Raw genomic sequence first — 25,920 nt, 5'->3', positions numbered from 1 at the left:
TATAAAACCTTTTGAAAGTTATGAAATTTAATTGGAAAATAAGATTGTCGGCTTCAAAGCATCTTGGAAATATCCTGCTATGGGGCGTATGTTTAATAATGGTGCAGTCCTGTTCGAAAGAACTGGATGCACCTAACCCACTGCCATTCGAAATTACGGATATTACAGCATCTGCCGATAAAGTGGTCATTAATCCGAGTAAGCCGTCTGAGGATGCGCTTACGGTTTCGTGGCCGGCATTTTCAAACTCAATGATCTCTTATAAAATAATCCTGGCTAACGGTGAGCAACGGGATAGTGTAGCAGTCGCCTCTGGAGCGATAAGCAAACGGTTTACCCAGGGTGAATTGAACGCTATACTAGTTGAAAAATTGAAGATGACGGTCAATGTAGAGTCCAAATTGGATATTACGGTGCTCGGACTAATTCCGTCAAAAACGCTGTCCACTACATCGAAAACAATCAGCATACAGGTTGTTCCTGGTCCGGTCGGTGCGGCGTATGCATCCCTATGGGTGGTGGGCGATGCTACGCCAAATGGCTGGAATATTGAGAACCCAAATGCAATGAAGAAAGATCCGACCAACGCCTTTCAGTTTAAGTTTAATGAAGTATCGAATGCTGGTGACTTTAAAATCCCTGTAGCGACAGGAAATTGGGGGACAGATTTCTTTATGCCTTTAGCAAACCATCCAAAACTTTCGGAAACTGGTGTTCAGCTGGTTCCGGGTGGAAACCCTGATTATAAATGGAACATCGCAGCTGCTGGCGCTTACAAGATTCTGCTTAATATCAGTGCAACCCCATTTATAACGATCAAACCTTTTACCCCCTACAAGCAGATATGGCTCGTAGGGGACGCCGTGCCTTCTGGCTGGACAATAGATAATCCAACACCAATGGTGCCTACAGCAGGAAACCCTTATGAGTTTACTTATACAGGCTCATTAAAAGTAGGCGAATTTAAGATCCCAACCGCAACCGGAAGCTGGGACGGAGATTTCTTCATGCCACCAACCAATGGAGAAGGAACAACAGGAAAAGATGCAATAATTATCGCTGAGGGTAAAATCGACAACAAATGGAAAATTACCGAAGCTGGAACGTATAAAATTACCTTCAACCAGCTTTACGAAACAATTTCAATTGTCAAAAATTAGGCCATATGACACGATTTCATCAACTCGCTACACCATTTGTATTTTTGAACATGCTGTTTATGACAGCATGTTCAAAAACTCCTTCAAATGATATAACCACAAAGATAATTCATCCAGACAGTTTGCAAAATCCGTTCGTCGGCCCACTATATTGGAGCCCTTACGAATATAACTTCGAAACGGATGGTTATATTCCTGAAGATGAATGGGAAAAGAATATCAACTGGATTGACAACAACCTAAAATCTTTAGGTTACAAGATGGTCTGTATCGACGGCTGGGGCGACGACTTTAAATACAACGCCGATGGTTATCGTACTACCCACTCGTCCAAATGGAAGCACGACTACGCCTGGTGGTCCGATAACCTGAAAGGTAGAGGGATGACTTTGGGAATATACAACAACCCCCTATGGGTAATCAAATTGGCCGCTGATGCTGGTGTAAAAATTAAAGGAACGAATATTCCCCTTTCCAGCATCATGAAAGAAGATGAACAGGCCACCTGGTTTAAGTGGGTACAAGTTGACAAACCGGGAGCCGAAGAATATGTCAAAGGATATATTCAATACTATGCGGATATGGGTGTGCGCTATCTACGCGTAGATTTTCTTTCCTGGTTTGAAGATGGAAAAGATAGGAATATGGGGACAGTAGGTCCAGTACGTCCGGCGGCGTACTACGAGAAAGCTCTTCGGTGGATGCGTGAAGCCTGCGATAAAAATGGAATTTTCTTAAGTCTGGTGATGCCACATCTCTATAATGATGCGCAGGTAGAGCAAAAATACGGACACATGATCCGCGTCAACGACGATGTTGGAGATGGCAAATGGTGGCGATGGAGCGACAATGAACGTGGAATCAAACGTGTTGGATGGTCACAATATGCAAATGGCATGGATGGTCTGACCTATTGGTCTAACATTTCAGGCAGAGGAAAGATGATACTGGATGCTGATTTTCTTCGGATTAATACTTTTTCCAATGATCATGAAAAGAAGAGTGTCATCTCAGCCTGCTTTATTTCTGGCGGCGCTGTCACAATTGGAGACCGTTATAATTCCATCGGTAAAAATCTTTGGCTTTACCAAAATAGGGAACTACTTGCTTTAAGAGAAGATGGATTTGTCGGAAAACCCTTAACCAACGATCCGAAAGATCCAAAAAGCCAGATCTGGAAAGGTCAGTTGACCAATGGTGATTGGGTCATAGCCCTTTTTAATAGAGAGAGTAACTATCAAACCAGAGGATTGAATTTTACAGATTTATCTGGCAGCCATTGGCGGGTAAGGGATTTATGGAAACATGAAGACCTGGGGACAATGAGTTCCTATTTTGAGAATATTCCACCACATGGTGTAACAGTTTTGCGATTAACGAAGTAATCCAAAGCTCATAACAATACTGAATTTTAATATATATGCTAAAATAGAAATGATGAAAAAATCAATTTTTCTTTTATTTGTCGTCTTTTGCTGTAACGGGATCGTAGCACGGGGGCAACAGATAAAATCGCCCAATGGAAGATTTGAACTGGCCTTTGGATTGACAAAAGAAGGTACGCCAACCTACGAATTAAAGTTTAAAAACAACGTGGTAATCAAGACCAGCAATCTGGGATTGGAACTCAAGCTCAAACCGGATGAAGAATTAAACTTAAAGGGACAAACGGATGGTGAAACCCAGATAAAAAAGAAGAGCTCGCTTTATAGCAATTTTGAAATCTCCGATTCAAAGACCAGCACTTTCGATGAAACATGGCAACCGGTATGGGGAGAAACTAAAAATGTAAGAAACCATTATAATGAACTCGCTGTCACATTAAACCAAAAACAAACAGAGCGCCAAATTATTATCCGTTTTCGTTTATTTGATGATGGTCTCGGTTTTCGGTATGAATTTCCACTGCAGAAAAACCTAAATTACTTCACTATTAAAGAGGAACGTAGCCAGTTTGCCATGACTGGTGACCATACCGCTTATTGGATTCCTGGCGATTATGACACCCAGGAATATAATTATACCACATCTAAACTATCTGAAATAAGGGGTTTGATGGGAAGCGCTTACGAAGGCGGCAACGTCTCTCAAACCTCCTTCTCGCCAACGGGGGTACAGACCTCGTTGATGCTAAAAACCAATGAAGGTGTTTACATCAATTTACATGAAGCAAGCTGTCTGAATTACTCGACGATGCACCTCAATTTGGATGACAAAAATTTTGTTTTTGAATCTTGGCTTACGCCAGATTCACATGGCGATAAGGGTAAAATGCAAGCACCCGCTACCTCACCTTGGAGAACAATTATCGTAAGTGATGATGCAAGAGATATATTGGCGTCTAAGATGACCTATAATTTGAATGAGCCAAGCAAAATACAAAATACTTCCTGGATAAAGCCTACAAAATATGTAGGCGTGTGGTGGGAAATGATTTCCGGTAAGAGTAGTTGGTCCTATACAAATGAATTTCCGTCTGTCCAGTTGGGAATAACAGATTTCAGTATGGCAAAACCAAATGGTACCCATGGCGCGACAACAGCAAACGTTAAAAAGTATATAGATTTTGCTGCGAAGCATGGTTTTGAGGGTGTTTTGGTTGAAGGATGGAATATCGGATGGGAAGATTGGTTTGGCAATGATAAAGATTATGTCTTTGATTTTGTCACGCCTTATCCTGATTTTGATCTCAAAGGATTAAACGATTATGCACACGCCAAAGGTGTGAAACTGATTATGCATCATGAGACATCCGGATCTATCCGCAACTATGAGCGACATATCGATACAGCCTATAGGCTGATGAACCAATTGGGTTATGATGCTGTAAAAAGTGGGTATGTAGGAAATATTCTTCCATTGGGTGAACACCACTATAGCCAATGGACAAATAACCATTTTCAGTATGCTGTAGAAAAAGCAGCTTCCTACCAAATTATGGTTAATCAGCACGAAGCTGTACGTCCGACGGGTGTAGCACGTACCTGGCCAAATTTGATAGGCAATGAATCTGCTAGAGGTACAGAATACCATGCATTTGGTGGCATAAAGCCTAATCATGTAACTATCTTGCCTTTTACAAGACTTATTGGCGGTCCAATGGATTATACCCCTGGTATTTTTGAAATGAACCTCGCCAATGGTGCCCATGTGAATAGTACGTTGGCCAACCAATTGGCGCTATATGTAACGATGTATAGCCCTTTGCAGATGGCAGCAGATTTTCCGGAAAATTATGATCGTTTTCCAGATGCTTTTCAATTTATTAAAGATGTCGGGCTGGATTGGGATGACAGTAAATATTTAGAGGCTGAACCTGGTCAATATATTACCGTTGCCCGTAAAGAAAAAAATACAGAAAAATGGTTTTTAGGAAGTGTAAATGGAAATTCCAGCAGAACATCGAAGATAAAATTTGATTTTCTGGATGAAGGAATGACCTATTTGGCAACTATTTATGCTGATGCATCAGACGCAAACTATAAGACAAAACCACAAGCGTATACAATAAAAACTACAAGAGTAACGAAAAAGGATACTATCGTTCAACATTGTGCCGCAGGCGGTGGTTATGCTGTTTCGATTGTCCCAATCAAAAAATAAAGGCAATTGATGAGATCATAGGGAGGATTTTTCGGATCCAAACGGAAATGAATCCCTAAATGTCTTATCCATTTCTATAATTAATAAGGCCTTCTAGATTGATCAAACGCCAATAGTAATATAACGATAATCACAATAACCTTAATAATCGTTTTCATGCTTCTATTTTTTATGCATAAAAGTTTTTTGCCTAAACATATCTATCCCAGATTAATGACCTAGATATTGATAAATCCTACTGAATAATTTCCAACATCCCTCGCGCTAGCAATCTTCATCTAAAAGTTTTTCTTTTAAACTCGGAAACAATTGAATCAACTCCTTGATAAACAAATCTTGGTCTTTCATCACTCCTTGCGGGCAGTACTATTGTTCAATAATTCTCTTTGAATCTTTCATCGGTTTGGCCTTGTATTATATAGCTATTTCAATCTTAATATCAGTGTATCGTATCCGTGCTATGAAGTACATATTGCCTTAGATCGCATTAGGCTTTAGCTTTGCTGTATGAACAACTTAGAAGAAAAACGTGAGCGTATGCTGTCGCTTATAGCAGACTGGCAACAGAGCGGTAAAAGCAAGAAAGCTTACTGCGCGGAAAATGGGATCAACGAAGCGACCTTTTATTATTGGTTTTCGCGCAGTAAAGAAAATGACACAACAGGCCTCGGAAACTTTATAACAATTGATAAGGCGCGGGGAAAGAGCGATGTTGAGATTATTTATCCCAATGGTGTGCGTATCAAGATCGAAAACGATGTTGCCCTTGTGTCACAGCTGATCCGTCTATACTGATGTTTGCGCTTGGTTCATCGCACCGTTTTTACCTTTATGACGGCTTTTGCGACATGCGAAAATCATTTGACGGACTCTGCGGACTGATCAGTTCGGGTATGCAACGACAGGCCACCAGTGGTGAAGTGTTCGTTTTCCTGAACCGTAGTCGTACGTATGTTAAGCTATTGCATTGGGAGAAGGGTGGCTTTGTGTTGTATTATAAACGTTTGGAGAGCGGAACTTTTCTGGCACCAGGGGTGAAAAACGGTGAACTATCCTGGAGTGACCTGGTTCTGATGGTGGAGGGTATACAAGTTGTAAAAAGCATTCAGAAAAGACGTTTTTCTTTGCCTTAAAAGTGGCTTTTGGTTGCATGGGCGCGGGTAATTCCGTATCTTTCCTCTATAAATTAACTATAATACAGTCCCCTTGCGCATTGGGTTTTGCGATTTTCCTCTTCGAGTTTGGTCAGCCGTAAGGCTGGCATTAACTCATGCTTGTGTACTTATAGCCTTTTCAGGCATTTGCATTGGCCAATTTAAAAACGGGGTCTTTTAGCCACCATAAAGATACCCGGCCTTTACGCAAAAAATTGTTATGGTTTAAGTTTCGCTATGCGTTCCATTTCTTTTTGGTGATACCGTATCCTGGCATCTAGTTTGGCTGGTTCGTAGATCACCTGTAGTGCCGGATTATAAGGGGTTAAGTCTTTTAGGATATTCCATACAACAACGGATATTTTTCGTGCGATAGCGATCAGGGCCTTTTTCGAGGATTTTCTTATACTTAGACGGTTGAATTTGTCTTTAAAATAGGAGCCTTTACAGCGGCTTGCCGCCCAGGCAACCTGTACCAGTATTGGCTTGAGATATCTGTTTCCTTTAGTGATTGCTGTACTTTTATATTTCCCTGCGCTTTCATCATTCTTTGGTCGTAATCCGACCCATCCGCTCAGTTTACCGCTGTTTTCAAAAACTTTCATGTCTGCGCCGGTCTCGGCGATGATCACAGCGGAACTGATACGGCTAACGCCGGGAATCGTCTTTAGCAAGGCACTCTGCCGTGGAAAATCACGCAGGCAGATAGCTTCAATCTTTTCTATATACTCAGCAGACTGCTTGATCAACAGGTCGTATTCAGCTTTTGCCATCTGCAGGTTGAAGCGGTGGTGCTCCTTCATGCAGCCGGTTAGTGCTGCTGCCAGCTTTCCGTTTTCTTTGTTCTTCTTACTGGCATAGACCAGTTTGCTTAAACGTACGGCATCACGCTCCCCGGCTATCAGGGCATCAATGACACTCAGCATACTTTTCCCTCCGATATCGGTCACAAGACTACCCAAACGGATTCCGGCCTGTACGAGGATATTGTCCATTTTGGTAAGCATACGGACTATCCGCTGCTGCAACTTGCTATAGGAACGGGTGTAGCTCCTGAGTTCCTGTATTCGCTCACCGGGCACAAAACTCCCGCGAAGCATATCTTTGTGAAGTAGCTGGGCAATCCACTGTGCATCCTTTACATCGCTTTTGCGGCCGGGCAGCTGTTTGATTAAAAAGGGATTCACCAGCATCAGATCAAAGCCCATTTCAGAGAGAATATTCCAGACCGGGATCCAGTAAATACTGGTACTCTCCATCGCTACTCGGAGAACACCCGCAGCCTTCAAGTAGGCTCCCAACTGTCGAATGCCCGTACTGAAGGTTTCGAAAACCTCCACATCCGAATAATGCTTCCCATTAAATACCGCACAAAAAATACTATCTTTATGCACGTCAAGTCCTGCTGTTTTCATATAACTTTTTTTTTCAACATAAAGATAAGCAGCGGGACTTGATTTGATTGCGATAGCTCTCGCCAATTTTTATCCGCTTGTGTGTAATCGGAAAATTAAATGTAAATTTGAAAGTGTTTTTTTTGACCGCCCCCACCCCTATGGTAAACAGGTATTGGAAGAAGCTTGTTTGCGTGTTATCCCCTATAGCAAACTCGACGAACTTTGTAATAGCATCCCTGCTTTTAAGGACTTCCGGCTGCAGGTATCGCTGCAAGTGATTAGTATGCTATCCGAAAAAACTCTTGCATTACAACTTCAAACTGCCGAGCAACGCTATAAAAATATGCTCGACAAATTTCCTGGCATATTGCTAAGAGCCTCCTTGGGACATATTGCCTCCTATCTGGGTATTACCCAACAAACACTAAGCGTGATACGCGCGTGCAGGTAGACGATTTCATTTTTTAAGATATAAGACCGTTGCAAAAGTGTTTGGTTTTTATTTTATTGATATTCAGGTTTTTAATTTGTTTCTTGTTGATTTTCGTTATATTTAAGGTATGGAAAAGACAGAAAAAGTTAGCTTTGTTGATTACATGGTTCAAAGACGGAAAATCAAGCAGGAATTCTTCGATCAGATCAATACATTGGTAAATTGGCGTCCGATTTCAAATATTATCAACAAGCATTACCACAAAGGGGAAAGCAAAATGGGACGCCCTAGTTATTCTGGTCTTGTCCTCTTCAAAATGACACTTCTACAGACCTGGTATGGTCTGAGTGACTACGAAGTAGAAGACCGTATAAACGACAGTATCTCCTTTAGTCGCTTTGTTGGCATCAGTTTGGACGATTCGGTTCCCGATCACAGTGTTATTAGCCGTTTTCGCAGCTCGCTGACAGAAAAGGGTGTTTATGAGAATCTATTCAAGGAGCTGAACAAGCAGTTGAATAAACATAAAATATTGGTAAAACGTGGAGCTATCGTTGATGCCAGTATTGTTGATTCTCCGCTAAAACCAAAAGGCAAAGTTATTTACGAGATCGAAAGTGACCGTAGTGAACATCCTCGCGAAGATTCTGAGCTGGATAAAGAGAATAGTGAACAGTTATTGATCCAACAAGAGAGCCCGGGTGTTGACCATGAAGCTCGTTGGATAAAGAAGGCTGGGAAAACACGTTATGGCTATAAAAAGCATTATGTCACCGATACAGAAGGCCTGGTTCTGGGCGTGGTAACCACTCCAGCAAATGTAAATGAAATTGCCAATCTTCAACAGGTAATATCTTCGGCTGACCTTCCAAAGGGCATCCATATCTATGCTGACAAGGGATATCGTTCCTCTAAAAATGAGGAATTGATCAAATCAGGAAAGCTAAAAAGCAGGATCTTGCATAAGGCAAAGAAAGGAACAGCGTTAACCGAAAGAGAGAAGTTAAGAAACAAACTGATCGGCAAGATCAGGTTCAAAGTTGAACGGACCTTCGGGAGCATCCGGCGATGGTTCAACTCAAGCTGTGCAAGGTATAAGGGGATCGCCAAAATGCATACACAAAATCTAATGGAAGCCATGGCGTACAATCTTTACAGATCACCTGGGATACTTGTGTCCAATGCAATAAAAAACACAAATTAAGCAGTTGAAAAGGCCTCAAAAAGAGGATTTTTCAAGAAAACGCAACTAGATTTCCGAATCCAAATCGGAAAAAACTGCAAAAAAAAAGCAAAAATAACCGATCAGAAAATATCAACATTATTTTGCAACGGTCTTGATATATTAAAAACACTGCAGATTATTTTAATTTGCTTTGCAGTATGAAATCATTACATATGAAAAAAATACTGTCATCCCTTGTCATCATCTTCATGGCAATAATGAGTGTTGCTCAATCCTCCAATGATAATTTTGCAGGTAAATGGAAAACCGAGGAAGGCTTCATTATCACCATCACTTACAGCAACGGAAAATTTTCTGGTCTCGATCCCAAAGGACGTCCAACCCTCTACAATGTACGTTTTGAAAAAAATGAATGGAAGGGGACTGTGCAAAACCATGATACCGGCCAAAAGGGCAATTGCGAAATGTACCTGCAGGGAAAAAAGTTGAAAATTGTGGCCCATAAAGGCATCTTTTCATATGTGTCCTAAATAAATTTTAGGATTCGATTTCTGTGGTACAAGCATAGCTTTTTTCATCATTTCGATATTGACCCCTATTTTTCAATCTGCGAAGATCTTTAGCTGTCCCTTTTTTCCTTTTATAGGCGGCCTGAGAAAGGGATCATCTATCCATTGCCAGATGTTTATTTTCACGAAGATATTCATTCTGATGAATGCGACCAGATTGGACAGGTTTCAGTCATATTTGGCCTTTTTTTACAAGTATTTTAACAGTAATATGCCAATGAGTGAAGTCCAGATCTGGATCATCACTGCATTTTCAGAAGTCCCTATGAATGTCGATACTTTTAAGCGCTGCTTTAGATGCTTGAAGAAGACTTCGATATGCCAGCGTTGTTTATAGATGTTTGCCACCAAAGAAGCCTTCCACTTCGTATTATTGGTCAAAAAGTGGTACTCATTGCCAGTGGTGCTGTCCCAAAAGTGGACTAGGCGTAGCGGCTTGCCGTTGTATTTATTGCAGGCAGCACCGGATAGCTCAATGAGCTCATCCTTAAGGATCCCCTTTTCCATGAGTGCTTCACTCTGATAGGACTTGATAACCTTGTACTTCATATTAACTTTACTCCTGGTAACGAAGTAACACCCCCTGCTGTCCAAATCCCCAAGCCAGCTGTAATCCACGTAGCCACGGTCCACTACCAGCACGCTTCCCTTGGAAAAACTGTAACTACCGGCTCGCTGGCTCTCATGTACTTTTCCATCGGTAATCTGCATAAAAACAGGTAGGCAGCCATCATAATCCAAGACAGTGTGCAGCTTTACGGCACCTTTGGTGCTACGAAACTTTGCCCAGTCAAATACAGATAGACATAAGGGGATGATGCTTGCATCCATCAGATATACTTTACGCTTTAGCTGACCAAGATCTTTGCGAAAATGGGTGTCCTTTTGCCAAAGCCTATCCAAAACAGAATAGTAAAGATCTTTGAAAAGTTCATGGGTACGGTGTGTGTTGATATAGGATATATTAGACTTACTTGGAGCTCTTACTACACCTAAGTGGTTCAGATTACCAGTGGTACTGCGCAGACCGTTACTAATATCCCGGACCGAATCTGCCGAGGAAAAATGACAGAAAAGCATACTGACTAGATGCGTCCAGCTGTTGATCCCTTTCTGGTGTTTATCACTTTTGTGCTTTGCAACCAAATCTTTGAATAATTCACGGTCAACAAGAGATAAAATCTGACTAAAAACATTTAAATTTATCATGGCGGTGTGTTATAATTTTGCAATTTAAATATAGCAACTTTGCTATATCCAAACACCGCCACTTTTTAAACGTTTAGGACGCAAGTGGCATCTTTTCAAAAACTTTTTACTGGGTAAAACAATAAGCAAAAAATTTAATTAAGGTATTTTTAATTCAAAGTGAGAGTCGATAAAGTAAATCCATTACAAACATGGATTTACTTTCCAAAAAATCAAGCAGCGGATTTCTGAGCTTATTTGAGCTGTTCAAATGCATCCACTTTACAGACTGGATTTTAGGGGCCTACTTTGAAACTTTTTGAAAAAGTAAAGAACCCACAAAAACTGAGTGTATCCGTACACTGCATCTTCAACCGGAATAGTAAGTACCCTGATCCCCATAAATTCCATTGGATTGTAATTGACAATAGGGGACTCCAATCCTGTTCCGGTTAGTATGCCGTTGACAGGTAAAAAGCCCAGCATCAGCAAAGTGAAGACTAAAGAGGCCTGCGTAATCCATTGTATCCGAAATACAAAGTGAAAAAGCACCAATGTCACCATAGTCACAGCAGCGGTAACTACGGTATAGATTCTGTCAGCATATCGAAGAGCAACAACAGCACATATAATGACACTTACAAAGACAACAATATTATTGAAGGCCGATAGCGATTGTAATCTAAAAAATTTATCAATGCAGAAATAGGTGAAAATACAAGAAAAAGGGATGAAAATAAAGAATAACCATTCTTCCAATGGTAAGCCTGCTATAACCAGGCCTAGGGTGTACCTTGTGTCAAACCACCACACTCCCTTACTGGTAAACCAGACATCCCAAGCTATAAAAAATACAGCAACAAGTGCCGCTGACTTTAAGAATGGAACAAACTCACGATCGAATCGAAGCCGCTTGTCGAAGGATGCGACAAAACAGATTATGACCGTAAAAAATAAGATAAGCGAGTAAGTATATGGCATCATATTTTTTCATTGTTAGTATACATTTTAAAGTATTTCATCGGAACATATAAAAAGCCAAAACATTCGCCCTCCTCTTTACCCAAATGTTTATGATGTTGTTTATGAGCACGCCGAAGCGCCAAAAAGTAACGGTTATTTGTTTTACTCAACCATTTGAAGCGTTGATGGATAAATATATCATGTACAAAGAAATATGCCATACCATAAAGCATAATCCCTAATCCAATATAAAACAGATAATTGTATCCCCTTAACGAACCAAAATACATCAACGCGATGGTAGGAAGGGCAAAAATGATAAAAAAGTAATCATTCTTTTCCAAAAAGCCCGCATTGCTATGATCATGATGATCGCGATGTAATACCCAGAGAAAGCCGTGCATAATATACTTATGGATAAGCCAGGTTGCGCCCTCCATAGCAATAAAAGTGACCAATACAGTAATAAAATTCATAGCTTTATTTTATAAGTAAGCAGCTTTGTAACGCAGATAACTTTTTAAAGCAACATAGGCTTTTTGTGCATTTGGTATCCTCACCCTGCTTTCCAAAATCTCCTTTGGGGATTTTTTTCGAATCTTCGAAAACAGGGAAAGATAATATTTGTAAGCCAGATAAACGCCAAATTTTGCCGATGCAGGCAATTTTTTAATTCCCAAAAGCGCTTCCTTAAATTCGCTGTGTATCTCATCCTCAATCTGGCTTTTGAGGGCATTATCAAAGACAGCCAGATCCAAATTCGGAAAATAGGTACGCCCAAGAACATGGTAATCGTCTTTAAGATCCCGCAAGAAGTTTATTTTCTGAAATGCGGAGCCTAGTTTCATAGCGTAAGGTTTTAACTCCTCATAGCGCTGTCTATTACCTTCTGTAAAAACCTGTAAACACATCAATCCCACCACTTCAGCCGAGCCATAAATATATTCTTTATAGCGTTCAGAATTATAGTCGACTTTATTCAGGTCCATTTCCATGCTGTGTAGAAATTGACGGATTAGCTCGACATCAATAGCATACTTATGTACCGTCTCCTGAAAAGATTGTAATATCGGATTTAATGAGATACCTTCCTCTAAAGCACAGTTTGTCTCGAGATATAACCGCGCCAACAGCCGCTTCTTATCATATCCATGAAAACTGTCCACGATTTCATCGGCTAATCGTACATAGCCATAAATCGCATATATACTAGCCCTAATGGAGGGCTTGAGCGCCAAAATACCGAGCGAGAAACTTGTACTATATTTTTCAGTTGTTTTTTTGCTTACTTCATAAGCGAGTTCATCAAATAGCTTTTTCATGGTCTTATGTTTTACGATATAATTCAATGGCTTCTTTGGCAACAATTTTCCCTGATAAAATGGAGGGAGGCACACCGGGACCAGGAACCGTTAGCTGACCTGAATAAAAAAGATTATGGACTTTCTTATTTCTGATCTTGGGTTTCCATACTGCTGTCTGTTTCAATGTATTTGCTAGTCCATAAGCATTTCCCCCGTAAGCATTATAATCGCTGATAAATTCGCTCACACAGTAACTCCTCTTGTATGCAATCTGTTCATATAAGTTTTTTGTACCGGTATGCTTTTCCAAACGCTTTAACATCTTAATTAGATATTTTTCACGTGTTTCATCATCATCCGGGATAGCGGTCGCCAAGGGCATTAATAAGAAGAGATTCTCACTGTCTGCAGGAGCAACATGCGGATCCGTTTTGGATGGACAACATACATAGAACAGCGGATTTTGAGGCCATTTTTTTTCACCATAGATACAGTCGATATGATCATCCAACGGGTGCTCAAAGAACAGTGTGTGATGAGTTAGATTTGGAATGGACGATTTCATCCCTAGGTAATAGATCAAACTTGAGGGTGCAAAGGTCCTGCTCTTCCAATAATCGTCATCGTAGTTTCTCAACTCCTTGGCAAGTAGTGTTTCGATATGGTGGTAATCGGCCGATGCAACCACGAGATCAAATGGATGATTCACACCATTAACAACTAATGATGTGATCTTATTCTTTTCAATATTTAACGTATCAACATTATGATCAAAATGGAAAGTGACACCTTGTCTCTCCGCTACTTGCTGCATCGCCAGTACTAACTGAAAAAAGCCCCCTTTGGGATAATGTGTTCCAAGCGCATAACCGCCGTAGTTCATCAGGCTATATAATGCCGGAATATCCTTGGGTGAAGCGCCCAAAAATATAACGGGGAATTCCATCAATGTCCGCAATCTTTGGTCCTTAAAATATTTGGCAACATAGGATCTAAAATTAGAAAGCAAATCTAGCTTAAAAGCACTAAGTGCAATTTTTGGAGAGAGAAATTCGCCCCAATTGTGACAGGGTTTATTCACAAAATCCCGCATGCCCACTTCATACTTAAATTTTGCAGCTTCCATAAAGCTATCCAACTGCGTACCAGCCCCAGGTTCGATCTGTTCAAATAATTGTTTTAACTCCTGATAGGATTCAGGTACACGAATCTGTCCAGAGTTAAATATCATTTCAAATTGAGGATTGAGTGATACAAGTTCAAAAAAATCAGCAGTACAACACCCAAAATCTGAAAAAAATGATTCAATGATGTCAGGCATCCAGTACCAGCTCGGTCCCATATCAAATCTAAATCCTTCTGTCGTACTAAACTGTCTCGCCCTTCCACCGGGCTGCGTATGTTTCTCAAAAACATGCACATCGTATCCTGCCTGCGCAAGATAGGCCGCCGCTGAAAGACCCGAAAAACCTGCACCAATAACTGCTACCTTCTTTTTCATTTTTGTTTATTTTAACTCCCTATGCAAGGGCAACATCCAGATGGACCTTCCATTACCGCAATGGACAATGTGTGCATTAAAGTATCTTATTATATCCATAATTTGATCTGCCTATTAATCATCAGATTTCGGAGGCGACTTTTTCAAAAAGTGTAAAAGACAACAAAAAGCCAGCTATTCCTATTACACTTCGGACTGAATTATAACTTCACTTGTTCCAGCAATTTATCAGGTGCAATATTTCTATCATAGATTAATTGATGAAATTTGCTCAATTTATCCAATAGACTTATCAGTGTTATTTTTTCATTGTAGGTCAAATCACCTGAAACAATCTGAGTGGCATGACGTATTTTTCCCATTTGTCGATCCAACGCCGATAAGCCATTTTCTGTGATATAAAGCACCTTACTTCGTCGGTCTTGCTCTGAATCTTGCTGACCGATCCATCCTTGTTTGATCAAACGATTTATAATCGCCATGCCGGCTGGCTTTTCATGAATATTCCGCCTGATCAATTCCATTTTTGTCATCTCGCCAAACGACCTTAAGGTTATAAGGTATATAAACTCCTCTTGTGTAGAAAAATCAGATTCCCAAATAGCTGCCTTTGAATAACTTTTTGCAAACCTATTCATATGCACTATTAATGTGCTGATCACACTCTCTGGACTACGCCCATTTTCCTTACCGTCCCATTCAGGTTCGACCAGAACATCGGTTTCTTTTGCCACTACCCAACGTTTAAATCCATCCGCGTCGGTACTGTAGATTCCATCTACGTTCTCCTGTTCAAACTCCTCTACTAATACAATGATTTCTTTTAAAAGTTGATATTTCATACACTTTATTTAGAACATAAATATACTATATTTGTTTTGATTTTTTTAATAAAGATTTTTTTTAGAATAAATATAGACCATACATCTTATCTACTCTTAATTTTGACCAACTGCAACTCATATCGGGTAGAGACTTGCTTTTACTTATAAAAAGACTTTTGTGCCAATTGGTAATCGCTTTTATTATTAATCGTGCAACATTTTTTTCCTGAGCTCGACTAACCTATAGTCACTAACTGCAAACAATGGTCATCAAACTTTGCACAAGAACCTTAATTACATGAAAGTCTTAAAAAAAATTGCCCTAGTCTTCCCATGCCTGCTTCTTTTCGCCATAGCTCATGGTTCATCTAATAGAATTATCCTTTCGCGCATCGATTCAACCTTTACTGTTACAGGCAAAATAGTCGATTCGCTTACAAAAGAACCCGTTCATTTGGTTTCAATTTACTTACTGGACCATCAAAGGGGCAGCCATCCTGTCAAAACAGTGGTTACAAATGAAAGTGGGGACTTTCAATTCACCCACAGTCAGCGTTCATTTTACCTAAAAATCAATCACATGGGCTTTCAGTCTCAGATAAAAAGAATCGAAACGCCGAACGGTTCCAATATAGATATCGGTACTATAGAACTTTATAAGATTGACAATAATCTTGAGGAGGTTACAGTTTCCTCCAAGAGACCTACCTTGGAGCTAATTACCGGTGGGTATAGATTTAATGCGGAAAACAATATATTAGGCAATAGTACAAATATAGCAGAACTGCTCAAGCAGGTACCGGGATTGACCGTTGATGAAATAGAAGGTAAATTACAGTTGCTTGGAAAGGGAGCTACTGTATTGATAAATGGGCGGAAAGTCAATTTGGGTGGTCAGGATCTATTGAACTACCTGAAATCTCTACCGAGCAACGAGGTCTTGTCTGTTAATGTACTTACCAGTCCGGGTGCGGCCTATGATTCCGCCGGAGATGGAGGTATCCTCGATATCAGACTTAAGAAAAATTCCAATTTGGGATTCTTTGGGTCGGCAAGTACAGCTGTTTCTACCCTTTGGGGAACGGACCAATCGCTCAATTTAAATCTTAAAAAAAGTAAGTTTGAAATTTCATTAGGTTATAATTTTTCATACGGTGAAAACCTGCATAAACGAAACGATCTAATAAAAAACTATTACTTACCTGATTCCAGTTATCGCTATAGACAAGAACAGGTTAGCGAAAGGTCCCAAAGGACACATTCCATGAAAACCAATACCCTCTATAATATTGATTCGACGAGTACGCTCTCTTTTAATTATTGGTACGCCAGCTTTAATGGTAAATTTCCAAATGAACGAGACGCCACGATCTATAATCGGAAGGATGAATTCCAAAGGCAGCTTAAACAGCTGGACCTCATGTTTTTGGATAATAATTTCCATATCGTCGATTTAATTTATGATAAAGATTTCAAAAAGAAAAGCAAGCTTTCAATCGGCCTGAATTACGCGAAATACTCAAATGAAAATAACACTTCATTCTGGAGAAAGGCATATGATTTCTCTAACACGGAAATAAATTCTTCAGAAAATGGTAGCAGAAATTTTATTATTACCAGACCATATGAAATCTGGACATTCAATACAGACTTCAAAACTAACATCGGAAAGGGTACTGATCTAAAATTCGGTGTAAAATATGCCCGTGCAAATACAGAAAGTTTCTTTAAGAATCTAGCCACAGATGGAAATACCGTCGGAGGAGAAGTAAATAGTGAAAATAAGGTTCAATATAACGAAAATATACTTGCTGCTTATTCTTCTCTTAATGGTAAATATAAACATTTCTCCTTTGATGTAGGCTTGCGACTAGAATCATTCGATTATAAATTACTATCCGTTTTAACTGACGAACAGATTAAAAACAACTATCTTAATTTATTTCCCAATTTTAATATACGTTATGATTTCGAGGACCTTAAAAACAGCATTGCTTTATCGGGGAACAGAAGAATCGAACGCCCAGGTTATAACATGCTCAATCCATTTGCGGTGACCAATAATCCTATCTATTTTACCAACGGTAACACACATTTGAAGCCATATTTTGCAAATAGGCTAGATCTGCAATATTCGCACAAGTGGAATAGCAACCACTCACTGATATTTTCTTTATATGGAAACTCCTCGAAGAATATGTTCACCTATATCTCAAGATATAATGCGGAGGTTGGAAGTCCAGAGTTTAACTACTATAATGATTATAATCTAAACCAGATTGGAGCTTATGTCATGTCGCAAAACAAATTTGGAAGCAGCGTGAATATCAGTACATATTTATCGGCCCAACGACCGACTTTCAGATCGAATAATACAGCAGATATTTTGTTACCTGGGATTGTCAACTTTAGTGGGTCGATCAACACCTTTATTAATATTCTGCCAAAGACTACTGTTCAAATACTCGGCTTTTATGCTGAAAAGAAATAGTTTTCAAATGCAATATGGGGGAACAGGATATATCACGACGGGTTTACAACAAAAAGTGCTTCGGGACAAGTTAAACATATCCCTGACGATTGAGGATATTTTCAACTTACAAAAAGCACCTATTTCCAGTTTAGGCAATGTGATTAGCATTGAAACAGTGAATAAATTGAAGTCTCGCTATGCAAAATTGAGTTTCAGTTACAATTTCGGAAAAACCTTCTCCGCAAAACAGACCAAAAAGCTGGAAAAAGATTCGAGGATAGATTAACCCATCAATACGTTAATCGTCAAAGATGATTCTTGGAAGCATAGCGCTGGATATAATTGAGTTTAGAAAATAGCTTAAATACAGATAGACCTCAAAATACTGCGAATTTAAAACGAATCCATACGAATTGAAATTCGCATGAAAATTTGAAAAGCGTTGTTTTAACTTAGTCTGATAAAAATGTGAAAGAGAACGTTAATTATGAATGAGACTATCATAGAATTCGATAACAAAAAACGTCTGAAATTGGCGCTATTTGGCTTACTGTTGACGATAGCGGCTTTGGCATTTGCTTACTATATTTTCTTTGTCGCTGAAAAAATAAGAATTTTCCCTGAAGCATTGATGTTGACCTTAGGGGGCTTAGGATGTTATTGTCTAATTGGCGGAGTAAAAAGCCTATTTGTTAAAGATCGGACTGGCCTAATATTGAACGCAAATGGCATTCGATATCATGGTACGCCAGTAGGAATAAAGGCTGGGACTGTAAAATGGACTGCTATTCAATCTGTCTCGACAGGAATGGCCCATGGTGTCCATTTTGTTTTTTTGAAGCTACACCATCCCGAAAATTATATGCAGCAGTTCTCTCCACAAGTACAACAACATGTACTCGAAAATGGAATAGCCGTTTCGGCAGATCAATTGTCGCTTGATTTCAATACACTCAAAAAATTGATAGATGAGTATTATGAGCGGTATAATGGAATAACAAAAAGAAAAAATTTAAATCCCCTCATTGTCCAAAGGCTCGACGAATAAACTGAATGAGCAATTCGGTTGATATTTTAAATGGCAAAATTAACCGAGCAGCAGGCTATATGGAAAAGAACTTTATGTTCAATTTATCGCTGGAAAAATTCGGTTATCTGACAGGACGAAGTTTAACCACCTTCAAAAGGGATTTTAGCAAGATTTTCAACCTCACACCGCAGCGATGGTTAACAAAAAAACGATTGGAGCTAGCACACTATCAATTTGTTGAAAAAAGAATGAAACCAATCGAAGTTTGTTACGCGGTAGGATTCGAAAATCTTTCACATTTCTCCTATGCGTTTAAAAAGCATTTTGGTTACACGCCTACCGACCGGCTAGCATCGCGACTTTGAAAAAATGTTGAATAGGTCTAATAGCGAATTTCATTCCGGATACATATTAAGCATTTGAAAACGTTGAATACAAATCATAGCGAGCGCAAGCTTATCTCAAAGGCCACCTATCATCGTGCAGACTTCCAATACATCCGCCGCGAGCCCATGCAATGGCAGAATGACTCAACGGAAGATGTATTGTTTTATCGACTGTATGTTAAATCCCTGCTTAGTAATAGGATTTCAGGTATCGTTCTGTTTCCTCTTTATTGTGGCTCATACGTATGCGCCAAATCAATTCCTGGACGTTGACGGTCTCGAAATCTATTCCCAAATGGTTTCGCATAAGTTTTGCAGCTGATGCTCCGTCCAAGTCACCATCCGTATTTTCCGTGATAGGATCTGTTCCTTTGCCTATATTTCTAAACTTGCTCCATGCGTGCACTCCAATTACAGAGAACTTATTTTCGCTATCTGCTGTAAGTTTCTGGGCAATATAAGCTGGGGTTCCCTCCCGTTCATGATTAACATTTCCAAAATTCCAAAGCGTATAACGAATGCTAATGACCGGAATCTCATACCCTTGTTTATTTTTCAACCAAATAATATCTCCCTTTCCGCCTGCATAAGGACTGTATTGTAAGACAACAAGTCCCTCGAGCTGATCATTAGCATCAATAAATGCTTGATACCCTTCTTTGGCAGCTGCCGACTTCACATCTTTAGCCATCAGTCCAAGCACTTTAATGCGATGTTGCCGCATATGCTGTGCAACATCTTTGGCCAAATTGCCCAGACGTGTGGTACGGTTATCTTCGATCCCAAAATTATCAACATATTGATAACCACCTCCAAGGGCTTCAATCAAAGTATAATCACGATGCTGCTTATTAAAGACGTTATTAAATTGACTTGGTGCCATTTGCAAAAGATTGCTCGCAGAAATACCAAACCCCATTTTCATGTTCGCGGCATCGCTGTTTTGATAGTAATCAGAAACAAAATCGTTCATCATCCACTGTACATTGTCACCATCCGAAAGATAATAAGCAACGAATTTCTTATCTTTCGACCAGTCGATAAACTGTGGGTTGACAACCTTGGCCAACACCCCTTTCTGACGCTGTTTGTATGTCAATGAAGTCAACGGAATATTATATGTCCAATCGCTGGGGACCCAAACATGGCCCTTTGCAGATGCCCTGCTTACGAATACCGACTCATCCACACCTTGCTCCCATCCATAGATCGGCGCGCCAGGAGCCAGCCACGATAAGATTTCCTCATACACCTGTAAATTCTGGCCGGCAGATGCGTTCTCTTTTTGCTTATTAATGTTAAGGACAAATAGGTTGTTGGCAATTGCAAAGTCGCGTAATTCTCCAGTCTGCACAGGCATAACCACCAACGCTTTGTTGCTTACTTTCATCTTAAATTCTTTCCAGGCATCTGCCGTGGATTTATTACGCGCATCATATTTCATCGTATATCCTGCCGCATCATATTTAGCCTTGTCACGGACATCAACAATCAACGCGTTGTACACCGAAGAAGCCACAGAGGCCACAATATTGCTTTCTGGATTATTTGTCACATCGGTGAGTACATAACCATCGAATAGATCTTTTAGCTGCAACTTGATCCCATCAGACGGTCCATAATTATTGCGTGCCAGCTCAATGGCACTCTGCATCCCTTGTTCGCTAATCCCAAGATCACCCAACGCCTGCTTGGACAGCGTATAGGATTCCCGCCCCGCATGATCATGCAACCAGACAGCGATCTGGCTCTTTCCTTGCTGTACAGCACGGTTCGTTAACCCAGCAAGAGATTGCGCCAGTAAATGGTACTGTAAGCCTCGTATTTCATTGCTTTCACCAATATTGTTTCTAGAACCAACGTTAAGAACCTCCACGACAGACCAATATCGTTTGGGTTTTACCGTCATCTCTAATAAATTATACTGCCCGTTATCTTTAATGGGCTCATAAAGCTCTTCATATAGTTGTGGCACGGTATCATTTATACCTTGATTGATATCGGGACTTTTATATTTCGAGCAGCTCACAAATAGACTGCATAAGGCAAGCGTTATTCCAGTAATCATAGCGTGTTTCATAAAGCATTCGATTTAATTATAACCATTATTTTGGGTCAATCCTTCAGTTTTATTGATTTCATCCTGTGGAATAGGCCTCAATAGGTGAATGGGGTTTAGGTTGTTGTATTTTTGAACCAATGGATTGTTAGCCTTCGCTCGCACAATAAGTTTACCGGTTCGTTTTAGATCAAACCAGCGATCGTGCTCACCCATAAGTTCGCGTGCTCTTTCATCGAGCAGTACATCCAAGCTAAGAGCCGACAGTTTGAGCTGATCGTTGAAAGCAGTCTCGGATAGCGCAGCGCGTTTGCGGAGCTCATTGACAAGATTGAGCGCTTCTTGATTTTGATGCATGCCCAAATAGGCCTCTGCTGCTAATAAATATGCATCCGATAGACGGTATATAACATCTTCTCGTGTACCTGCCCCACCCCAAGGCATTTTGGTATCTTTGAATTTTTGGATAATGGGCATCCGGTCTATCGCATTGGTCAGTACAGGCAATGCAGTAGACTGCGGATACCAATTGTAGTCATTTCCATTTTTAAAGGGGTAAAAACGTAACGCTCCAACAACATTCCCCGAATGGTCATTCCAGCGTGGAAAATAGATCCCCAATTTGCCAAAATCTTTGCTTGCTGGATTATTCACTATAAATGAACGTTTGAAGGTTACGTCGTAACGTGTATCCACATCGGGATTGTCAAAATATTCATGAACACGCGGTATAACCCAATATTGCCTACTCATAGCGCTATAGTCAGCTTGATTACGAACAAAAAGGTCAGGCTCCAATGCAGTTATGTTAAAGCCAAATAGCTGCTGCTGTGGATTCCCCCCACCGACATAGTTCTTGTCCGTGCCATATTGCATCGCCCAGATTACTTCGCTATTATTTTGATTATTTTCGTCATACACACTCGCATATGATCCCAATAAGCGATATTGACCCGATTGGCTGATACTCATAAAATTTTGTGCTGCATCTTTAAAATCTGTCGTCACCGCATAAGATTTATATGCCCGCGTTAGATAAAGCTTCCCCAACAAAAATCGAATTGCAGCGTCATTTACTTCTCCTAGCTCAGCATTTCCGAATGGAAGGGTCCCTTTTGCACTTTCCAGATCTTCAATCAATTGTTTATAGATCTGCGTTTCGGAGGCACGGTGCACACTTTTCAGCACCTCTTTCTGTTCTTCCAGATAAAGTGGGACGTCCCCGAATGTTTCCACTAAATAATAATATGCAAGGGCACGGAAGAATTTACCTTTTGCTACCATTTTTGGATAGTCTATTCCAGCAATGTCTGCCGTTATTCGGGTTAGCAGAATATTGGACTCTTGTACAATCTTATATAAATTGTTCCAATATCCGCCTATAACTGGCGCTGTTCCATTGAAGGTCTTATCATAACCGTTGAACATCCGCTCCGATTCACTTTCAGTAATTGCCATATAGAGATCCGTTCCAAAATATTGCATTTCACCAGTATTAAATACAGCTCTACTCTTTACATATAAATCGACGAGCAACTTTTGCTGACCTTCTTTGCTATCGTAAAATTTATCGGTTACTACCGAAGGTGAATCGACATCGAGAAAGCTGGAGCAACCGGTCATACCAGAAAACAGCGAAACGCCCAGCACGAAAAGGCTTATTTGATTTTTGAATATATTCTTCATATCGTAAAAATTAAAATGAAACATTCACCCCAACATTAAATATGCGAGGGTAGATGGAAAGTTGAGTGTAAAGGTTTTCGCCAATAATCTCTGGATCGGGCCCCAGGTACTTTGTAAATGTAAATGGATTGATAACGGATGCATAAGCCCTAAAGGATTTACTTTTTAGCCGTTTAGTCAATGCGGCCGGCAGTGTATACCCTAGGGTAATATTCTGTACTTTTACAAAAGTTCCGCTCACTTTTCCCAATACTTGGGTATAATAGGACTGTGCCCCGATCTGTGGATAGCTATTACTTCTGTTTTCCGGTGTCCAATAGGCAACATTCAATTTATTCCAGTGCTCGTTGTCCCAAGCGGTGAACGTATAGGTGAAATCATCGTTGTATAAACCTCCAATTCGTCCATACACATAGGCTGTAAGATCAAAACTCTTGTAGCTAAAGGTATTGGTCAAGCCAAAGGTATAGTCAGGGGAAGGTGTGCCGAGTACCTTGTAGTCACGCTCGTCCAGAACACCGTCTCCATTGCGATCCGCAACTTTGATATGCCCTGGGGCCTGCCCGTATTTGGTTGCCATTTCTTTCTCTTCGTCTTGCCAGATTCCCAAACGTTCGAAATCGTAAATAACCCGAATAGGTTGACCAATAAACCACCTATTAGCCAGGTCATCTTTTCCATCGCCAAAAATATCTTTGATACGGTTCCGATTAAGCGAAAAGACAACATTTGTTTTCCATGAGAAATTGGCATGTTGAATGTTGACACTTTTCAGATTGAGCTCTATTCCCCTGTTACCAGTTGTTCCGACATTACGGAGTATAGAAGTAAAACCGTTGAGACCGGCCACAGATTGTCTGAAAATCAAATCTTTGGTCGTCCGGTCATAGATATCTATTGTCCCAGATAGACGATTGTTCAGCAACGCAAAATCCAGTCCAAGATTCCATTCTGAAGTCATCTCCCAGGTGAGGGCCGGATTACCTTTTGTGCCGCCGATGCCATAACCATTTTGTCCTTTGCCATTGATCACATATTTAGAAAGATCCAATACGCTATTGACCACATTGTAGTCCATATTATTGTTGCCACTCTTACCCCAGCTCAGCCGTAATTTTAGATCGTTAAAAAGGTGTTGTTCTTTCATAAACTCTTCATTGGATATACGCCAAGCTATCGCCGCAGAAGGCATAAATCCCCACCTATTCTGCGGTGCTAACCGTGAGGTTCCATCCCTACGCCCTGTCAGTGTCAAGAGGTAACGATCTTTATACCCGTAATTAAAGCGCATCATATAGGATAACATGGCTGCCTCCCAATAGTAGCTTGAAACATCGGTAATTTCGTCTGCTGATTGGATTGCATGCCAATCTGAATCAAAAGGCATACCTACACCACGCATCTGTGATCCCTGATGAGTTTCTTTCTGCATACTAAATAAACCGACGACGTTAATTTTATGTATATCAGCCCAGTTTTTATCATAGGTTAAGGTATTATCCCAAACATAATTTAGATTTTTGCTTTCCCGACGGAAGGCATCCGGTGCATTGACACCGCTTTTGGCCTGCGTATATCGACCAATCCATTCCCCATATATATCATTATCCAGCTGGATCGCAAATTGCGACTTAAATGTCAGCTCCTGTAAAGGTTTGAATTCCGTAAATCCAGCTAGATTGATAAAGTTAGCTTCTGTAACTTTCTTATTGTTCTCAATTTGAACAAAGGGGTTTATTTTACTTGATGTGGGCTGTACTTCGAATGCATAGTTTCCATCTTTGCCATACGGACTTGCAATCGGCGGGATGAAATAAGCATTGATAAGTGCGTCGTCAGCCCCATGATTGGTTCTATTAAAAGAAAAATAGTTGTTCATCCCGACTTTAAAGCGTTCTGAAATACGATGCTGTAGCCCCATATTGACCGTGTAACGCTTAAAATTTTCATTACCGACAAGTCCAACGTCATTATTATACCCTGCAGAAAAAGCATAATTGCTCTTTTCGGATTGTCCGTTGGCACTGAGGTATTGTGTATTTCCTAAGCTATTTGAGGTCACTTCGCGTAGCCAATCATAATATTCACCATATTTAATACGACGTTTTTCATCCGTGGTTAGGAAATCAGAGCGGCCTAATGAGCTTTCACCATATTTCTTTTTCCAAAGCGCAATTTTATAATTTACGTATTCAAGTCCGTTCCCCATATTGCCGATCATATCAGGAATACGAGCTGGTGTTTTAAGATTGAGCGAGCCCGCGTATTCTAATTGAAAACCCTGTTTTTTTCCCGCTGCCTTCGTCGTAATAATCACCACTCCATTAGCTCCTCTGGAACCGTAAATGGCAGATGAAGATGCATCCTTTAAGATATCGATAGACTCAATATCTGCGGCATTTAGGTGTCTCATCCCTGAATAGGATGGAATACCATCAATGACATAAAGGGGCTCATTGGAATAATTGAATGAATTCGTTCCCCTGATTTGAACACTCATATCGGCTCCAGGTCTATTGTTGGTTTTGGTAACCAAAACCCCACTCACCCTACCATTCAGCGCTTCGGTTACATTGGTCGCTTGAGCTTGAACCAATTCTGAATTCTGAATATTGGCAATCGAACCTGTCAAATCCTTTTTTTGCACTTTTCCATAACCATAAACAATAACTTCATCGAGGTTTTCGTCCTTACTCGTCATCGTTACTTCCAGACTTCCACTAGCAGGAACAGTCGTAGTAACCGATTCGTAGCCCAATAAACTAAAGGTCAACAAATTGCCCACTTGAAGGTTCAAATCAAAGGTTCCATCAGACTTACTTGAAGCCAGCGATCTTGAATTAACTGAAATAGATACTCCTGTCAAAGGAGTTCCAGACTTGTCTTTCACCCGACCTTTCACTTGACGCTGCTGTCCAATAACAACAATGGAAAACAGCATAAGCAACGCCATAGTGAAAATAGATTTATAGTAAATTTTCATCCTTATCTTTTATAAATTGAT

The 25,920-nt window shown here is 40.2% G+C and carries 20 protein-coding genes and 1 pseudogene; 11 read left to right on the top strand and 10 right to left on the bottom strand.

Features of this window, described 5'->3' with window-relative positions; all coding sequences use genetic code 11:
- Positions 1-20: 20 nt before the first annotated feature.
- The 5 genes from AACH28_RS22925 (at position 21) to tnpB (ending at position 5,896) form a co-directional block, all read left to right on the top strand.
- Complete coding sequence (locus AACH28_RS22925; RefSeq protein ID WP_341831618.1) at positions 21-1,160, top strand: SusF/SusE family outer membrane protein; 1,140 nt, start codon at positions 21-23, stop codon at positions 1,158-1,160.
- 5 nt (positions 1,161-1,165) lie between these two features.
- Positions 1,166-2,545 (top strand): hypothetical protein, encoded by a 1,380-nt coding sequence (locus tag AACH28_RS22920; protein WP_341831617.1) that lies wholly within the window; start codon positions 1,166-1,168, stop codon positions 2,543-2,545.
- A 49-nt stretch (positions 2,546-2,594) separates the two neighbouring features.
- Complete coding sequence (locus AACH28_RS22915) at positions 2,595-4,763, top strand: glycoside hydrolase family 97 protein (RefSeq protein WP_236560254.1); 2,169 nt, start codon at positions 2,595-2,597, stop codon at positions 4,761-4,763.
- Between the two features lie 507 nt (positions 4,764-5,270).
- The gene (tnpA, locus tag AACH28_RS22910; RefSeq protein WP_341831616.1) at positions 5,271-5,558 is read left to right on the top strand and encodes an IS66 family insertion sequence element accessory protein TnpA; all 288 of its coding nucleotides are present in this window, start codon (positions 5,271-5,273) and stop codon (positions 5,556-5,558) included.
- Positions 5,558-5,896, top strand: coding sequence for an IS66 family insertion sequence element accessory protein TnpB (gene tnpB / locus AACH28_RS22905; RefSeq protein WP_341831615.1), 339 nt, complete (start codon positions 5,558-5,560; stop codon positions 5,894-5,896). Before tnpA ends, tnpB begins: the two co-directional genes overlap by 1 nt.
- A gap of 239 nt (positions 5,897-6,135) precedes the next feature.
- On the opposite strand, the gene AACH28_RS22900 is transcribed toward tnpB, so the two are convergent.
- Entirely contained in the window at positions 6,136-7,332 is a 1,197-nt protein-coding gene (locus AACH28_RS22900) for an IS110 family transposase (RefSeq protein ID WP_341831097.1), read from the bottom strand.
- 43 nt (positions 7,333-7,375) lie between these two features.
- On the opposite strand from AACH28_RS22900, the gene AACH28_RS22895 reads away from it, so the two are divergent.
- The 3 genes from AACH28_RS22895 (at position 7,376) to AACH28_RS22885 (ending at position 9,463) form a co-directional block, all read left to right on the top strand.
- Positions 7,376-7,765 (top strand): hypothetical protein, encoded by a 390-nt coding sequence (locus AACH28_RS22895; protein ID WP_341831614.1) that lies wholly within the window; start codon positions 7,376-7,378, stop codon positions 7,763-7,765.
- Positions 7,766-7,928: 163 nt separating this feature from the next.
- On the top strand, positions 7,929-8,951 hold the full coding sequence (locus AACH28_RS22890; RefSeq protein WP_112374319.1) for an IS5 family transposase: 1,023 nt from the start codon (positions 7,929-7,931) through the stop codon (positions 8,949-8,951).
- A 194-nt stretch (positions 8,952-9,145) separates the two neighbouring features.
- Positions 9,146-9,463 carry a hypothetical protein gene (locus tag AACH28_RS22885; protein WP_341831613.1) on the top strand — a complete coding sequence of 106 codons (318 nt, stop codon included), beginning with the start codon at positions 9,146-9,148 and terminating at the stop codon, positions 9,461-9,463.
- A gap of 228 nt (positions 9,464-9,691) precedes the next feature.
- Here AACH28_RS22885 and AACH28_RS22880 read toward each other — a convergent pair whose 3' ends face one another.
- The 6 genes from AACH28_RS22880 to AACH28_RS22855 all read right to left on the bottom strand — a co-directional run bounded on the left by AACH28_RS22880 (position 9,692) and on the right by AACH28_RS22855 (position 15,300).
- Positions 9,692-10,711, bottom strand: coding sequence for an IS4 family transposase (locus tag AACH28_RS22880; RefSeq protein WP_341831612.1), 1,020 nt, complete (start codon positions 10,709-10,711; stop codon positions 9,692-9,694).
- A 261-nt stretch (positions 10,712-10,972) separates the two neighbouring features.
- Positions 10,973-11,674, bottom strand: coding sequence for a lycopene cyclase domain-containing protein (locus tag AACH28_RS22875; RefSeq protein ID WP_341831611.1), 702 nt, complete (start codon positions 11,672-11,674; stop codon positions 10,973-10,975).
- Entirely contained in the window at positions 11,671-12,129 is a 459-nt protein-coding gene (locus AACH28_RS22870) for a sterol desaturase family protein (protein ID WP_120336422.1), read from the bottom strand. The genes AACH28_RS22875 and AACH28_RS22870 overlap by 4 nt, the downstream gene beginning before the upstream one ends.
- 9 nt (positions 12,130-12,138) lie before the next feature.
- Positions 12,139-12,975 carry a phytoene/squalene synthase family protein gene (locus tag AACH28_RS22865; protein WP_341831610.1) on the bottom strand — a complete coding sequence of 279 codons (837 nt, stop codon included), beginning with the start codon at positions 12,973-12,975 and terminating at the stop codon, positions 12,139-12,141.
- Positions 12,976-12,979: 4 nt separating this feature from the next.
- Entirely contained in the window at positions 12,980-14,458 is a 1,479-nt protein-coding gene (locus AACH28_RS22860; RefSeq protein WP_341831609.1) for a phytoene desaturase family protein, read from the bottom strand.
- A gap of 200 nt (positions 14,459-14,658) precedes the next feature.
- Entirely contained in the window at positions 14,659-15,300 is a 642-nt protein-coding gene (locus tag AACH28_RS22855) for a MarR family winged helix-turn-helix transcriptional regulator (protein ID WP_120336419.1), read from the bottom strand.
- A 280-nt stretch (positions 15,301-15,580) separates the two neighbouring features.
- On the opposite strand from AACH28_RS22855, the pseudogene AACH28_RS22850 reads away from it, so the two are divergent.
- From AACH28_RS22850 to AACH28_RS22835, 3 genes and pseudogenes are all read left to right on the top strand, one after another.
- A pseudogene (locus AACH28_RS22850) lies at positions 15,581-18,041 on the top strand (outer membrane beta-barrel protein).
- A gap of 201 nt (positions 18,042-18,242) precedes the next feature.
- Entirely contained in the window at positions 18,243-18,803 is a 561-nt protein-coding gene (locus AACH28_RS22840) for an STM3941 family protein (protein WP_341831606.1), read from the top strand.
- Between the two features lie 5 nt (positions 18,804-18,808).
- Positions 18,809-19,150 carry an AraC family transcriptional regulator gene (locus tag AACH28_RS22835; protein WP_341831605.1) on the top strand — a complete coding sequence of 114 codons (342 nt, stop codon included), beginning with the start codon at positions 18,809-18,811 and terminating at the stop codon, positions 19,148-19,150.
- Positions 19,151-19,361: 211 nt separating this feature from the next.
- Here the strand turns inward: AACH28_RS22835 and AACH28_RS22830 are convergent, their stop codons facing one another.
- The 3 genes from AACH28_RS22830 to AACH28_RS22820 are packed head-to-tail and all read right to left on the bottom strand — an operon-like array spanning position 19,362 to position 25,899.
- Positions 19,362-21,251, bottom strand: coding sequence for a hypothetical protein (locus AACH28_RS22830; RefSeq protein WP_341831604.1), 1,890 nt, complete (start codon positions 21,249-21,251; stop codon positions 19,362-19,364).
- A 12-nt stretch (positions 21,252-21,263) separates the two neighbouring features.
- Complete coding sequence (locus tag AACH28_RS22825; RefSeq protein ID WP_341831603.1) at positions 21,264-22,916, bottom strand: RagB/SusD family nutrient uptake outer membrane protein; 1,653 nt, start codon at positions 22,914-22,916, stop codon at positions 21,264-21,266.
- A gap of 10 nt (positions 22,917-22,926) precedes the next feature.
- Complete coding sequence (locus AACH28_RS22820; protein ID WP_341831602.1) at positions 22,927-25,899, bottom strand: TonB-dependent receptor; 2,973 nt, start codon at positions 25,897-25,899, stop codon at positions 22,927-22,929.
- Positions 25,900-25,920 lie beyond the last annotated feature (21 nt).

Origin of the sequence: Sphingobacterium thalpophilum (assembly GCF_038396785.1) — a bacterium.
Lineage (GTDB): Bacteria > Bacteroidota > Bacteroidia > Sphingobacteriales > Sphingobacteriaceae > Sphingobacterium > Sphingobacterium thalpophilum_A.
The sequence above is the reverse complement of the archived record's forward strand: the minus strand, read 5'-3'. Positions and strand labels throughout refer to the sequence as shown.

Excerpts from the sequence above, each read along its gene's own strand:
- AACH28_RS22925 (WP_341831618.1), top strand. The coding sequence starts at position 21 with ATGAAATTTAATTGGAAAATAAGATTGTCGGCTTCAAAGCATCTTGGA.
- AACH28_RS22920 (WP_341831617.1), top strand. The coding sequence starts at position 1,166 with ATGACACGATTTCATCAACTCGCTACACCATTTGTATTTTTGAACATG.
- AACH28_RS22915 (WP_236560254.1), top strand. The coding sequence starts at position 2,595 with ATGATGAAAAAATCAATTTTTCTTTTATTTGTCGTCTTTTGCTGTAAC.
- tnpA (WP_341831616.1), top strand. The coding sequence starts at position 5,271 with ATGAACAACTTAGAAGAAAAACGTGAGCGTATGCTGTCGCTTATAGCA.
- tnpB (WP_341831615.1), top strand. The coding sequence starts at position 5,558 with ATGTTTGCGCTTGGTTCATCGCACCGTTTTTACCTTTATGACGGCTTT.
- AACH28_RS22900 (WP_341831097.1), bottom strand. The coding sequence starts at position 7,332 with ATGAAAACAGCAGGACTTGACGTGCATAAAGATAGTATTTTTTGTGCG.
- AACH28_RS22885 (WP_341831613.1), top strand. The coding sequence starts at position 9,146 with ATGAAAAAAATACTGTCATCCCTTGTCATCATCTTCATGGCAATAATG.
- AACH28_RS22880 (WP_341831612.1), bottom strand. The coding sequence starts at position 10,711 with ATGATAAATTTAAATGTTTTTAGTCAGATTTTATCTCTTGTTGACCGT.
- AACH28_RS22875 (WP_341831611.1), bottom strand. The coding sequence starts at position 11,674 with ATGATGCCATATACTTACTCGCTTATCTTATTTTTTACGGTCATAATC.
- AACH28_RS22870 (WP_120336422.1), bottom strand. The coding sequence starts at position 12,129 with ATGAATTTTATTACTGTATTGGTCACTTTTATTGCTATGGAGGGCGCA.
- AACH28_RS22865 (WP_341831610.1), bottom strand. The coding sequence starts at position 12,975 with ATGAAAAAGCTATTTGATGAACTCGCTTATGAAGTAAGCAAAAAAACA.
- AACH28_RS22860 (WP_341831609.1), bottom strand. The coding sequence starts at position 14,458 with ATGAAAAAGAAGGTAGCAGTTATTGGTGCAGGTTTTTCGGGTCTTTCA.
- AACH28_RS22855 (WP_120336419.1), bottom strand. The coding sequence starts at position 15,300 with ATGAAATATCAACTTTTAAAAGAAATCATTGTATTAGTAGAGGAGTTT.
- AACH28_RS22840 (WP_341831606.1), top strand. The coding sequence starts at position 18,243 with ATGAATGAGACTATCATAGAATTCGATAACAAAAAACGTCTGAAATTG.
- AACH28_RS22835 (WP_341831605.1), top strand. The coding sequence starts at position 18,809 with ATGAGCAATTCGGTTGATATTTTAAATGGCAAAATTAACCGAGCAGCA.
- AACH28_RS22830 (WP_341831604.1), bottom strand. The coding sequence starts at position 21,251 with ATGAAACACGCTATGATTACTGGAATAACGCTTGCCTTATGCAGTCTA.
- AACH28_RS22825 (WP_341831603.1), bottom strand. The coding sequence starts at position 22,916 with ATGAAGAATATATTCAAAAATCAAATAAGCCTTTTCGTGCTGGGCGTT.
- AACH28_RS22820 (WP_341831602.1), bottom strand. The coding sequence starts at position 25,899 with ATGAAAATTTACTATAAATCTATTTTCACTATGGCGTTGCTTATGCTG.